This is a genomic window from Paenibacillus glycinis (genome assembly GCF_009909185.1).
In the GTDB taxonomy this organism is placed as follows: Bacteria; Bacillota; Bacilli; order Paenibacillales; family Paenibacillaceae; genus Paenibacillus_Z; species Paenibacillus_Z glycinis.
Window position 1 is genome coordinate 125,142 of the sequence record NZ_JAAAMV010000009.1, and the last position, 13,307, is coordinate 138,448.

A 13,307-nucleotide genomic window follows, 5' to 3' on the forward strand; every position below is an offset into this window, starting at 1 on the left:
GAGGAGAGGCAACATGTCGTTTCAACGCGTGCCGGGACTGGTCAGCGTGGTCGTCACGGTCTACAACAAGCTTCCTTATCTGACGGAATGCTTGACGAGCCTGCTCGATCAAACCTACGCGAGCTGGGAGCTCATACTCGTCGACGATGCATCCACGGACGGGTCCTACGAACATGCCGTGAACTGGCTTAACGTCAACGAGCCGGCGCTTCGGGAGGGCAAAGGCATTAATTTGCTGCGGCTGCCGCGCAATACCGGCTACGCCGGCGCCATTACGGCCGGGATGTATTTGGCCAAAGGCGAGTTTATCGCCATCCAGGATGCCGATGACCTGTCGCATCCGGAGCGGCTGGCAAGGCAAGTCCGCCATCTGAACCATCATCCGCAGATCGAGCTGCTCGGCACGAACTACGAAGTGTTCGAGGACGGGCAGCCGGACCGCAGGATGCCGGTGTATTGGCTTAAATACGGCGAGCAGATCGGAAAGGTTTACGCGGAAGGCGGGCACTGCATCTGTCATGGAACCGTGATGTTCCGCGGGACGGTATTCGATCGCATCGGCGGACATACGCGGCGCATCGAAGGCGCGGAGGATTACGAATTCATCGCCAAAGTGATCCGCTCGGGTGCGAGGAACGTGGACAATTTGCGGGAGGTGCTGTATTACTACCGCAAGCATCAGCAGCAGCGCTCGCGCGACTATTTCGGCAAATCGAAGAAGGAGCACGGCCATGACGCGTAACCGGATCCGACTGCTGATGGTGATGGACAGCTTGGCCGTCGGCGGCACGGAAACGTACGTGCTGAGCCTGGTGAAAGCTTTCCCTTCGCTCGGCGTCATGCCGGCATACGCGGGCGGAACCGGCGCGATGTACGACGCCTTTGCCCGCGCGGGCTGTCCGATTCACCGCGTGGAGCTGTCGGCGGAACAATTGCTGCAGCCTGCGCGCCAGGAGGAGGCGGAGCGAGCGCTTGCGCAGATCATGCGCAGCCGAAAAATCGATCTGGTGCACGTCCACCAAACGCCGTCGGGCCTGCATGCGGCGAATGCGGCAAGGAAGCTGGGCATTCCCGTCGTGTTCACGGTGCATGGCGCCTACTATCCGCCCGATCAGCTGCAGCTGATGCAGGCGGCCGGTTGCGCGTTCGTCAGCGTGAGCCTACCGGTACAAGCTTATTTGGCCCGTCAGGGCATTCCGTCACAGGTGATCGCGAACGGCATCGATTTCGAGCAGTACCGCTCCGAATCGTCCGCCGCGCTGCGGGCTGGCCTTCGCATCCCGAACGGGGAGCAGGTGGTGGTATATGCGTCGCGTCTCGCTTGGGACAAGGCAACGGTATGCGCGATGCTCGTGCGTGCGGCGCGGACGATTCGGTTGGACGGCGCGATTCCGCTCCATGTGGTGATCGCGGGTTCGGGCAGCCAAGCCGCCGCCATCGCCGAGCTGGCCGAGACGGCGAACCGCGAATGCGGCGCGAACTTCGTCCATCTGGTCGGCAGTCAGATGCAAATGCGCGATTACTACAATATGGGCGATCTCGTCGTCGGGACCGGACGGGTAGCGTTGGAGGCGATGGCATGCGGCAAGCCCGTGCTGGCCATCGGCAATCACGGCTATTTCGGCCTCGTGGGCCAGGCTGCATACGACGAGGCGTGGCGGTATTATTTCGGCGATCATGACTCCAAGGCGCGCCCCTCCGAGCAGTTGATCGGCGAGGCGATCCGCCGCGCGCTCGCTTCCGGGGACCGATTGGAGGAGACGGGCCGGCAATCGCAGGCCTGGGCGCGGGCGAATTTTCATATCCGCGACAAAGCGCTTGAGATGAAGCAGCTGTACGATGACTGCTTCCGATGACTGAACAGGAATGGAGTGAACGCGACGAATGCGAAAGGTGTTGTATCTAGGATGGATCGGCTTCAACAACCTGGGGGATGAATGGATGTGGGAGATGTTCCGGGCGCTGGCGGACGTTCATCTAAAGGATGAGAAGCATCGCGTCATTCCCTCGCTGCCGCAGGTGGAATGGAAGAAAGTAAGCGAGTACGACACGATCGTGCTCGGCGGCGGATCGCTGATCGTCCCGGGCTACGTCGATCTGGTGCATGACGCGCTGGAGCTCGGGAAGACCGTCATGGTCTGGGGCAGCGGCCATGACCGGCTTCATCGATGGGCGCCGTCGCCGGATGGGCGGCTCGCGCCGGAGTCGGCCGATGAAAGCGCGGCGTATCGCTCGAAGCTGAAGGCCGTGATGGAGCACAGCGCGTATTGCGGAATTCGAGGACCATGGACAAAGGATTATATCGCCTCGCTCGGCGCCCTGCCGAAGCATCTCGCCATCAGCGGAGATTCCGCGATGCTGATGAACGCGCTGCATGCCGGAGCGGCGCCGCAGCCGGCCGGACGCGTCGACGGGCAGCCTTCGACGATCGGCATCAATTGGGGGACCACCTATAACCGGCTTTACGGCGGAAGCGAGGAACCGGTGGAGGACCTGCTCGCGGAAACGGGCCGCTCGCTGCTTGCGCTCGGGTACAGGCTCCACCTCTATTCGCTCTGGGGCCCGGACCGGGAGGCGCTGGCGAGACTATACGGCAAGCTGGGCTGCGACGAGCGCGTGACGTTCGATCCCAAGGTCTATCCTGCCGCTGATTACGTGCGACTGCTGGCCGGATTCGCCGCCACGATCAATTTCAAGCTGCATGCCAATCTGCTCTCCGCGGCGGCGAACGTCCCGTTCGTCTGCATCGGTTACCGGTTCAAGAGCTTCGATCTGATGCACGGCCTGGACTTGGCGGATTGGATCGTCGCTTCGGACGACCCGCGATTGGGCGAGAAGCTGACGGAGAAAGTCCAAGCCGCGGCGGCATGGCGGGAGGGGTATGTCGGCAAGCTGGAAGAGGGGCGGCAGGCTGCTTATCAGTCGCTCGTAACGCCGTTTCGCGAGGGATTATTCTAACGCAATATGCGGCACGGAAAGAGATTGTCCGGGATTGAAGGGACGATCTCTTTATTTTGCGTGATATCTCGTGCATCATGCTTGATCAACGCCGAGTAACCGAGACGGCTTCAGGGTAAATTAACGGAGAAGCACTTGAACCATTCCATCAATCGAACGCAGGAGGACCTTAACGATGAATAAATTACGTAAAGCGGCAGCGGCCGTAACGCTCTCCGGCTTTGTGCTCGCCTTCGGGTTAGCGGCCCGGGCAGACGCCGGCGGAGCGGCGATCAAGGTGCGGCAAGCGAACGCCCAAGACGCTGCGATGGCCTCGAAGACGCTGAACAGTTTCTATAAACCGGCGCTGAACGGCCGATTTCCCGGTTCGGTGAACAAGCTGAAGATAGGCGTAAGCACGCGTCAGAACGTTCTCGGCTTGATCGGCAAGCCGGACAAGACGAGAACGAACGCGGACGGCTTCGACTCGTATTCGGCGGAGATGGGACATCCCGGCTATGCCATAGCCTACAAGCTGAACAAGATCCGGGAAATGCGGTATTTCGGGACCAATGTCGAACGCCAGACGAATATCGGGGGCATCACGAAGCGAATGCTCTTCAAGCAATGGGGCGCGCCTTCGCGCTCGAACATCATCCGGAACGGATCCTTGGTTCAGCAGAAAATCACCTATAACCGCGGCAAATACAAACTCGCGTTTATATTCAACAGCAGCACGCAACTCGATCATATCAACTTGCTTAAGCGCTGAACGGGAACCGATTCCGGTGCCGGGCGACGGTAATAGCGCAAGGCCAAAAACCGCGAGCTCGCGGTTTTTTTGTTATGCACGCGGGAGCTCATTCGATGTTGCCGCGTAAGCGGCGCCGTACGGTTTTCCGGACAGCAGCGAATGCGTCCGCAGATCCGCAACATAAAGCGGTGCCGACGTTGTGTCCTGAAACGGAAAAGCGGCAGCCCCGGACGAGGAGATACGTCCGGGACTGCCGCTTCGCGACGACTCATGATGGTGGAGCCTTCCTGCTGATGTTTCCGGTAGCATGAAACGGGATTATTGCTGGCTGGCCAGGTAAGCGTCAAGCTGAGCAAACGTGCCGCCGAAACCTTGCTGTACCATCGGACGCATCTTTTCGAATGCAGCAAGCTCTTCTTCCGTAGCGTTGACGGGGCCTCCTTGCAGCGTAAGCGAAGTCTTGCCGTTCTCTTCTTCGAGGGTCAGGATATTGATGATCTCGAGCGGCCAATTCGGATCGAACGGAGCCCGGATCGTGTTGCCTTCCTCATCGGAGAACGACTGGACAAAGACAAGCTTTTCCGGAGGCGTGACTTCCTGATACGTAAACTTGCCCCACATGACGAAGCCTTCGGGAGACCTCTGGCTGCCCAGGAACATGCCGCCCGGGCGAACGTCCATTTTGGCCACGTGCAGGGAGAAGCCTTGCGGGCCCCACCATTTCGCGAAATGCTCCGGGTCCGTCCATACCTTGAATACGAGTTCCCGCGGAGCGTCGAACGTGCGGGTAATCTCAAGTCCATTGGCATATGCAGTCATAATATTGCCTCCTTTTTATCCTTGCAAAATTTTCCATGAATATCGCGTTAATTCGTGCCTATATGATCGGACGGGGGCAGTAGGCGTTCAACGTCGCCGGCATCATGCCTGCCATCCCGGTTCTTCCCTTAAAGCGTGCCGGATGCCTGGGCTAGCAGCCGGGATAACAGGCCGTAATCAGGCGACTCCCCTTCGCGAATCTTCAGCCATTTCCGCTCGGCCGGACCTTCGAAGCCTTTCGGGACTTCCAGTTCGTTCGCATTCATGATCATGAACGCCACGGCGTCCTTGGAAGGCGATATAACCGCCGCGTACTTCCCGTTTTTCAGGAAATGCGGCTTTTTGTATTGAATCCGTTCTTCGAAGTCCGGCATGGTCTCGTGGACCATTTGACGAAGCCGGTTGCAGAGATCGACCTGCCACGATGACTGGAGATTTTGGATAAACGTCGAGACCTCTTGGTTCATGAGTCGGTTCCTCCTTTCCGAGAAAATGCTTGCCGTGAATGAGCGACGGATTATTTTCAATCCGAATATACCCGATCGGGAATATTCCTGTCAAGGAATTTTACGAAACCCCGCGCATTGCGTAATGTCCGCCGACGGTTTGCGTCTTCCCGCGGGCGATACGGCAGCGGCTATTTTCGAAAAAACGTTCGGCCTGCCAATATTAAATGACGAATGCGGCAACTTCCGACGAATTTCGCGCGTTTATATGGTGATGTTTGCGATCGGCCGTAACGCCATCGAATTAAACGACGCAGGAGTTGGCCCTATGCGCTATAAAACCAAAATCATCCTTCTACTGACGCTGCTGCTGGGACTGACCGCGCAATGCTGCGTGCTGACCGTCCAGGCCTACCATGGCCGCTTGCCTTATGTCGGCCGGCTGTTCTACGGCGTCGGGAGCGCGGCCGGCGCCGTCGATCCGGAAGGCGCTGCGCCTTTGTACGACAGGCTAAGTCCCGGCGCCGACGAACCGCATGGCGTCTACTACAAAGGGCGCGTGCTCGTGCTGATGTATCACGAAGTCGAGCAACGGCCGCACGATGCGGGCTCGTTGTCGGCCGCCAAGTTCGAGCGCCAGCTTGCGTTGATGAAGCGCAACAACTTTCACTGGATCACGATGAGCCAGTATCGCGATTTCATCCTGCGAGGAAGCCCGGTTCCGGATAACGCGGTGCTGCTCACGTTCGACGACGGCTATGAATCGTTCTACCGGTACGCCTATCCGATCTTGCGCAAGCAGGGGGCGCCCGCGACGAGCTTCCTGATCGTCGGGACGGTCGGGAACCCGCGCCACGCCGGAGTGCCCAAGCTGAATTGGGAGCAGGTCAAGGAAATGGGCCGGCATGGAATATCGTTCTACAGCCATTCCTACGACTCCCATAAGTACGAGCCTACGGATGCGAAGGGAGCGCATTCGATCGCCGCGCTGACCGGACCCGTGTATCTGAAAGACAAAGGCAGGCGGGAGACGATGAAGGAGTACAAGCAGCGGGTAAAAGCCGACCTGACGCAAGCGAATGCCGTCCTGGACCGGGAGCTCGGCGCTCCGAATCATGTGCTGGCTTTTCCGTACGGCGCGTTCTCCAAGCCGCTGCTCGCGATATGCGCGCAGCTCGGGATCGACGTGACGCTGACCGTCAAGGACGGCCTCGACGGTCCCGGCCAAAGCAACGGCTTCCGTCTCAATGCCGGCGGCGCGCGCAACGATCCCGACCTGCAGCTCGCCTTGATGAAGCAGGCGCGGCAGCGGCTGGGGCATGCCCACTTCGACCAAGCGCCCGAGCGCAAACGCGAGGCGTTGTGGACGTTGGCGGCCATGGCGGTCGTCGCGGCGCTGCTGACGGAGTCGGTCTACAGGGGCCGGCGCGAGAAGCGGAACCCGGGACCGCCGCCCGGACGGTTCGAGTATTAGAACCGCCGATCGGCAGTCCCGAATACGAGTCGACTTTACTTTTGCCGCAGCGGCCCGCTGCGGTTTATTTGCGTTCAAGGGACTTGATTTACAATTTATTTAAAATAAATGGATAGCATAAATTTTAATTATGATATATTCTGGCGTAATGTCGATTTTCGGGTTGATCCTCGATCGGCAAATTACTGGAAGATAGTGTAAGTGATGACGGAGCCAGTTTACAATATTTCAACATCAAACCGATTGACTCGAAAGGATACCTTGAATTATTCTGGTGTATCGTCGACTTGCAGCCGTGTACAAGTCGACAAAAATAGCAAACGATAGGGTATAAGGAATTATTTTTCATTTATTCATTTGAATGGCGGCAACGGAGGAAGTTGAATCGAATATGGAGTCGTTTATCGCAATTGACTTTGATGCGCGCATCGTGGCCGAGCTGAGCCAAATCGCCGGCTGTCTTGAAACGCATGCGCACGGGGGCCGCTTCGAGCCGCCGGAAAATTATCACTTGACGCTGTTGTACCTGAACGAGCTCGAAGAGACCGAAGCGGCCATCGAAAGGCTGGATCGGATTTACTTAGACAGCTTTGAATTGCGCCTTAACCGACTGGGCTTTTTCGCGAATGCCGACGATCATGTCCTATGGGTAGACGTCAAGCGCGAGCTGACCGAGCTGCGCGGGCTGCAACAAGCAATCGATCAAGCCATGGCGGGCTTATACGCGCCTTATGATCAAGCGCCGTTTTGCCCTCATATCACGTTGGCGTATGGCGATGCTTTTGATAAGGAATGGGAACAGATGGCGTCGGCTTGTCCCGTGCCTGCTTCATCCTTTACGGTTACGAGCTTTCATCTCTATGAAGTCATGCGGACGCCGGCAGGCAGGCGGTTTAGGAAGCGGAAGACATTTCTACTCGATCGGGGGCGTTCGCATGGCGAATGACGAGAAGAGCATTACGATCTTATGCGTGAACGATTTTCATGCCGAGATCCTGCCGACGAATCGGACGCTCGGCAGCGCGCGGCTGGCAGGCGCGATCCATCGATTTAAGCGGGACAACCCCGACACGATCGTCGTGTTCGGCGGGGATAACTTTAAGGGCGACCCGATCGCCGAATATTTCCGCGGCGAGCCGGTTACGAATCTGATGCGAACGGTAGGCGCGGTCGCTTCGGCGGTCGGCAATCACGATTTCGATTTTGGCATCGAACAGATGAGAGATTGGCAGGTAAGGGGAGCGTTCTCGTTTCTGGCCGCGAACGTGATGGACAAATCGAGCTTATCGGTGCCGGATTTCGTGAAGCCGTATCTCATGGTTGAACGGAACGGGTTGAAAATCGCCTTCATCGGCCTGTCCACGAAAGAACCGATGGACAACGTCGATCGGCCTCGGGATATTCATGCGCTGGAAATCGCGGATGGCGTGGAAATAGCCAAAAAATGGGTAGAATACCTGCAGGCCGGGAACGATCCGCTCGGCAAACCGGACGCGATCATTGCGCTGACGCATTACGGACTTAAGTTAGCGGTCGACGACAAAACGCCGGTAGGGGAGGAAGCGATATCGCTTTGCCGGCAGGTTCCGGGGTTAGCCGGCGTCCTTACCGCGCATTGGCATCAATTCATGAGTCTCGATATCGAGCAGGTTGCCGTTGCGCAGGGAGGATCGCACGGAAAAGGGTTTGCCTTGCTCACGCTTCGATTCACGCACGATCATCGTTTGCTGCGGGTCACGCCAAGCTTCATCGATTATAGCGATTCATTGCTTCCCATAGAGCCGGATGAACGCATTGAAGCCCAAGTCGAACATTATCATCGGTTGGCCATGGAAGAGCTTGGCGCAGTCATCGGCGTCGCGAAATCGGATATTGTCCATCGGTCACCGGCGGGAAACGAGGTGCTGCCGGAGGGAACGCCTTTGTCGAAGCTGGCCGTGCACGTCATGCAGCAGGCGACGGGCAGCGCGATTGCCATGATGTACGCGGGGCGAATGGGGAGCGGAATCAAGCAAGGGAACATCACGCTGTATCTGTTGAACAAAGTCCTGTTCTTCGCCAATCGCATCGTGACGATGAAGCTGCAGGGCCGCGATATCGTCCGAAACATCGAGAACGGCATCTGCACGCTCAAGCGGGAGGGAGCTTCGCCGCTGGCATTCGGCGGCGTGCGGGTAACCGCGGATTACGCCAAGCCGTTCGGGCAGCGGATCGAGACGATCGCGCTCGAAGACGGTACGCCTCTGATGCCGGAGAAGTACTACGCGATTGCCGTCGACGAATTCCTGGCTTCCGACGAGATGGGGTATGATTTCTCGAATGGCGCGGATCGCATCGTGACGGACGGAACCGTCAGGAGCGGCATGATTGAGAGCATCCGGGCCAACGGCGGTTTGGACGAGGAAATGCCCACGAATTTTACATTGAAGAACAAACCGCGGATCGGAGGAGATGCGATATGCAGGTGAGGCTCGAGCAGGTGACCAAGACGTTTGCCGGCAGCAAGAACACGCAGGCCACTGCCGTGAAAGAATTGGACGTTACGATCGCGTCCGGCAAATTGGTCGGGCTGCTGGGTCCGTCGGGCTGCGGCAAATCCACGACGCTGTTCATGATTGCCGGCATTCATGACGTGTCCGAGGGGCATATCTATTTCGGAGATCACGACGTGACCGCGCTTCCCTCGGATAAGCGGGGCGTAGGCATCGTCTTTCAAAACTATGCGCTCTATCCGCATCTGACCGTGTGGGACAATATCGCCTTTCCGCTCCTGAACGCGAAGGAAATGAAGAAGCGTTTGAAGCAGCGTTTTGCCGAGCTGTCACCGCCCATGGCGAATTTCAAAGCGTATATCCAACGTTTGGTGGAGGAAGCGGCCAAGCTCGTTGAACTGACGGCGTACCTGGACCGCAAGCCGGCCGAGCTTTCCGGCGGACAGCAGCAGCGGGTAGCCATCGCGAGAGCGATCGTCAAAAATCCGTCGATCCTCCTCTTGGACGAGCCGCTTTCCAACCTCGACGCGCGCCTTCGCGTGCAGACCCGGGACGAGATCAAACGGATCCAGAAGCAGACGGGCATCACGACGGTGTTCGTGACGCATGATCAGGACGAAGCGCTCTCGATCTGCGACGAGGTGATCATTCTGAAGGACGGCGTTCTCCAGCAGCAGGGCCCGCCCCAAGAGGTCTACGACCATCCGGCCAATCAATTCGTAGCCGAATTTTTGGGCAGTCCGCAGATCAATCTCGTCGGCGGCAGCATCAAAGCCAACAAGCTTTATCTGGGGAATGAAGAGTGGTTCGCGCTGCCGGAGTCCCTGTCCGATCAACCTGTGAACATCGGCGTCCGATATGAAAACATCAGGCCGGATAGAGAGAACCGGAAGCAAGCCTTCGAGGCAACCGTAACTTCGATTGCAAGAACGGGCGGAACGTCGACCGTGCAGGTCCGGCTCGCCGACGGCCAGCCGATGCGATTGCACCGCGATTCGGATGACGTGCTTCAAGAAGGGGATCGCGTGCGATTATACGCAAGGCCGCGGACGGTCTATATCTTTAATGCGGAAGGGGAGAAGATCCTGCAATGCTGAAGAAGAAAGCCGCAAGGCAAGCGCGTTATGACCGTTCGGCCTATCTCTACTTGCTTCCGGCGCTGGTTTTGCTTGCCGTCTTCCTCCTGTATCCCATACTGAATACGTTTCTGACGTCGTTCAAAAACGAGTATCGGTTTCTCACCGGGGAATTCGCGGGATTCGGCCTGCAAAATTACGCGGACATCTTCAAAGACGCCACCTTCGGCCGGGCGATTATCAATACGCTGTTTATCGCCTTCGTCTGCATCCCGGCTTCGATGGTCGCCGCGCTGACGATTTCGCTTCTATTAAACGCGATCGAACGATGGCAGGGTTTCTACATGACCTTGTTCTATTTGCCGCAGGTAACGAACGTCATTGCCGCCGGCCTCGTGTTTGCCTTCATGTTCAATTCGAACTTCGGGCTCGTGAATACGGTATTGGGCTGGGTCGGCATCGATCCCGTCGCCTGGATCAAGGGAGAAGGCATAGCTGCTTCGCCAAAGCTCTACTACGAGGCGTATGCCCGCTGTCTGTTCATCCTGTTCGTCTATACCGTATGGCAGGGGATATCGCTTAAGATCATCCTGTTCATGGGGGGATTGCAGAACATCAACAAACAGTATTACTTGGCGGCGAAGGTCGACGGGACGAGCAGCTGGCGCATCATTCGCAAAATCACGCTGCCGCTCTTATCCCCGACGACCGTCTACGTGTTCATCACGTCGGTCATCACGGCGTTCAAAGCGTATGCGCAGGTAATCTCGCTGTTCGGCAGCCACTACGGCCCTCCGGGAGACGACTCCAAGATGATGATTACGCTGGTGGGCTACATGATGGATGCAATGGGCGATTATTTGACCCCGGGTTCGATCAGCAAGGCAAGCGCGGCGGCGATGATTCTCGTCCTGCTGGTCATGCTCGTCACGATCGTGCAATTCAAATTAACCAAAAAGCGGGTTCATTACAATTGAAAACACAATTTGCGAGAAAATTCGCCGTCTATCTTCTGCTTACGATCGCGGTATCCCTTATGCTCGTGCCGTTCTACTGGATGATCAACACGTCCTTAAAGTCGAGCGTTGAACTGCTGAGGACGCCGCCGACGATGATTCCTGCCGAGCTTCGCTTTCAGAATTTTCTGGATGCTTTGATCAAAGCGCCTTTTCTAAGGTATCTGTCCAACACGGTATTCGTCGCGATCGCCGTAGTGGCCGTCAGCACGGCGGTTACGGTATTGGCGGCCTTCGCGTTCGCGAGATTGCGCTTCCGGGGGAAGACGCTGTTATTTTTCGCGGTGCTCGGCACGATGATGGTTCCGCAGGAGATGCTGATCATTACGAACTTCATGACCGTGTCGAAGCTGGGATGGATGAACAGCTGGCAGGCGTTAATCGTGCCGTATTGCATCAATCCGTTCAATATATACTTGCTGAGGCAGACCTTCAAGCAGGTGCCTGACGAGCTGTACCTGGTCTCGCGGGTGGACGGCGTAAGCCATTTTCGATACTTGCAGAAAGTTGTGCTGCCCTTGTCCAAGTCGTCCATCGTGACGACGATGATATTGTCGACGATCTGGATCTGGGACTCGTATGCATGGCCGAACTTGATCACGACGGACGACGGCAAGCGGCTTGTGTCGAACGGCCTGCAAAATGCCTTCACCAGCGATACCGGACGAATCCAGTACGAGCTGCAGATGGCCGCCGCAACCATGGTGATCGTTCCGTTGGTGCTGTTCTTCTTGCTTCTCCGAAAATATATCCTTTCGGGAATGGACAAAGGCGGCCTCAAAGGCTGACAGAGGCTTCATATACGGCGTATCGGCGATCTGCCGGCAGATCGCACGGACCCTTCACATAGCGCAGCGGGGTAATTAAAGCGATAAGCAAACAGGATGGAAAACGGGAGGCACTACGATGAGGAAGTTAGTAACGACAAGTTCGGTTTTGACGATAGCAGTGGCATTGACGGCATGCGGAGGCGGAAACGGCGCGAAAGGCGAAGCCGGCGCGTCCGGCGCTCTGGAGAAAGCCGTTCAGGCCGTCGTGACGGATAAGAAGGACGTCACGATTTCCTTCTGGACGAGCACGGGAGCCAGCAATCTTCCGTTTCTGGAACGAATGGTCGATGACTTCCGGACTCAATATCCCAATATTAAAGTCGATTTTTCCGCGCAAGGCAGAGTCGACGAGTTGGCGAAGAAGCTGACGCAAAACATCGTTTCGAAAAGCACGCCGACCTTATCCAATCTAGATGCCAGTACCTTTCCGGAATATATCGACAGCGGCGCAATCGTGGATCTCCAGCCCTATTACGCGGACGGGAAGATCGGCTTCTCCGGCGAGGAGCAGGCGGATTTCTACCCGATCTATCTCGACGAGGCCAAAAGCTTCGGTCCCGAGGGAACGCTGTACGGATTTCCGACCAACAAGAAAACGACGGACGTCTTGGTGTACAACAAGACGTATTTTGACGGCAAGGGCTGGACGGCGCCGTCGACTTGGGATGACGTCGTGAAGGACAGCCAGACCATCAAGGACGACACGGGCAAGCCCGGCTTCAGCTTCGATAATTCCTACGGGGATGCCGCGTTCAAGCTGATGTCGCAGCAATGGGGGAGCCCGTATGTTGCCGCCGACGGCACGGCAGACATTAACAACGACGCCACCAAGGACGCATTGGCGTTCTACAAAGGCAATATGACGAAAGGTTACTTTACCATGCCTGCGCTCATGCCAAGCGCGGGCGGCAAAACGAGCAGCAACGGGTTCGTCATGGAAGAAACCTACATGTATGTCGGGGCGGCCGCGGGCGTTCCGTTCGCAATTCCCAATCCGAAAGCGGGCCAGAAGCAGTTCGACCTCGGGGTAGCGCCCGTTCCGCAGAAGGATCCCGCGAAGCCGGTGGCGTTGTCCAAAGGAGAGGATTACGCGATCTTCGCAAACGCGACCGACGAGCAGCGCGTCGCCGCGTGGCTGCTGATCAAGTTCCTGTCCGGCGCCGAGGAAAACGCGGACTGGCTGATCAATTCGGGGAACCTGCCGATTCGCAAATCGATGCTGGAGGTTCCGGCGTACAAGCAGTTCCTGGCGTCCGACAAATCGGATCCGAAGAAGTATTACATGGCTGCCGCCGTTAAAGCGGCGCTCGCCACTCCCATGACATACGACAAGGTAACCGCAAAATCCGGCGACATCGCGACGGAGACGGGCAACCTGTGGGAGTCGGTCATGATCGGCGGCGGCGATATCGCTTCCTTGTTGTCGCAGGCAGCCGAGAAGGTAAAATAATCCTCCCGAAACG

The 13,307-nt window shown here is 57.3% G+C and carries 13 protein-coding genes; 11 read left to right on the forward strand and 2 right to left on the reverse strand.

Features of this window, described 5'->3' with window-relative positions; translation table 11 throughout:
* The first annotated feature begins 13 nt into the window (after positions 1-13).
* The 4 genes from GT019_RS13210 to GT019_RS13225 all read left to right on the forward strand — a co-directional run bounded on the left by GT019_RS13210 (position 14) and on the right by GT019_RS13225 (position 3,709).
* A complete protein-coding gene (locus GT019_RS13210; protein ID WP_161743646.1) occupies positions 14-742 on the forward strand; it encodes a glycosyltransferase family 2 protein in 729 nt (242 codons plus the stop codon).
* Entirely contained in the window at positions 732-1,856 is a 1,125-nt protein-coding gene (locus GT019_RS13215) for a glycosyltransferase (RefSeq protein ID WP_161743647.1), read from the forward strand. Before GT019_RS13210 ends, GT019_RS13215 begins: the two co-directional genes overlap by 11 nt.
* Before the next feature lie 28 nt (positions 1,857-1,884).
* Positions 1,885-2,958: a polysaccharide pyruvyl transferase family protein gene (locus GT019_RS13220; RefSeq protein ID WP_161743648.1), complete on the forward strand. Its 1,074-nt coding sequence runs from the start codon at positions 1,885-1,887 to the stop codon at positions 2,956-2,958.
* A 175-nt stretch (positions 2,959-3,133) separates the two neighbouring features.
* A complete protein-coding gene (locus tag GT019_RS13225) occupies positions 3,134-3,709 on the forward strand; it encodes a YjgB family protein (protein WP_161743649.1) in 576 nt (191 codons plus the stop codon).
* Positions 3,710-4,009: 300 nt separating this feature from the next.
* On the opposite strand, the gene GT019_RS13230 is transcribed toward GT019_RS13225, so the two are convergent.
* Both GT019_RS13230 and GT019_RS13235 read right to left on the reverse strand, forming a co-directional pair.
* Positions 4,010-4,510: an SRPBCC family protein gene (locus GT019_RS13230; protein WP_161743650.1), complete on the reverse strand. Its 501-nt coding sequence runs from the start codon at positions 4,508-4,510 to the stop codon at positions 4,010-4,012.
* Positions 4,511-4,638: 128 nt separating this feature from the next.
* Positions 4,639-4,977, reverse strand: coding sequence for a DUF1801 domain-containing protein (locus GT019_RS13235; RefSeq protein WP_161743651.1), 339 nt, complete (start codon positions 4,975-4,977; stop codon positions 4,639-4,641).
* A gap of 307 nt (positions 4,978-5,284) precedes the next feature.
* Here GT019_RS13235 and GT019_RS13240 point away from each other — a divergent pair, with 307 nt between their 5' ends.
* From GT019_RS13240 to GT019_RS13270, 7 genes are all read left to right on the forward strand, one after another.
* On the forward strand, positions 5,285-6,430 hold the full coding sequence (locus GT019_RS13240; protein WP_161743652.1) for a polysaccharide deacetylase family protein: 1,146 nt from the start codon (positions 5,285-5,287) through the stop codon (positions 6,428-6,430).
* A 391-nt stretch (positions 6,431-6,821) separates the two neighbouring features.
* The gene (gene thpR / locus GT019_RS13245) at positions 6,822-7,376 is read left to right on the forward strand and encodes an RNA 2',3'-cyclic phosphodiesterase (RefSeq protein ID WP_161743653.1); all 555 of its coding nucleotides are present in this window, start codon (positions 6,822-6,824) and stop codon (positions 7,374-7,376) included.
* A complete protein-coding gene (locus GT019_RS13250; RefSeq protein ID WP_161743654.1) occupies positions 7,366-8,898 on the forward strand; it encodes a bifunctional metallophosphatase/5'-nucleotidase in 1,533 nt (510 codons plus the stop codon). Before thpR ends, GT019_RS13250 begins: the two co-directional genes overlap by 11 nt.
* Positions 8,889-10,019, forward strand: a complete 1,131-nt coding sequence (locus GT019_RS13255) for an ABC transporter ATP-binding protein (protein ID WP_161743655.1) — start codon at positions 8,889-8,891, stop codon at positions 10,017-10,019. Before GT019_RS13250 ends, GT019_RS13255 begins: the two co-directional genes overlap by 10 nt.
* On the forward strand, positions 10,013-10,975 hold the full coding sequence (locus GT019_RS13260; protein ID WP_161743656.1) for a carbohydrate ABC transporter permease: 963 nt from the start codon (positions 10,013-10,015) through the stop codon (positions 10,973-10,975). Before GT019_RS13255 ends, GT019_RS13260 begins: the two co-directional genes overlap by 7 nt.
* Positions 10,972-11,802, forward strand: coding sequence for a carbohydrate ABC transporter permease (locus tag GT019_RS13265; RefSeq protein WP_161743657.1), 831 nt, complete (start codon positions 10,972-10,974; stop codon positions 11,800-11,802). Before GT019_RS13260 ends, GT019_RS13265 begins: the two co-directional genes overlap by 4 nt.
* A 118-nt stretch (positions 11,803-11,920) precedes the next feature.
* On the forward strand, positions 11,921-13,294 hold the full coding sequence (locus GT019_RS13270; protein WP_161743658.1) for an extracellular solute-binding protein: 1,374 nt from the start codon (positions 11,921-11,923) through the stop codon (positions 13,292-13,294).
* Positions 13,295-13,307 lie beyond the last annotated feature (13 nt).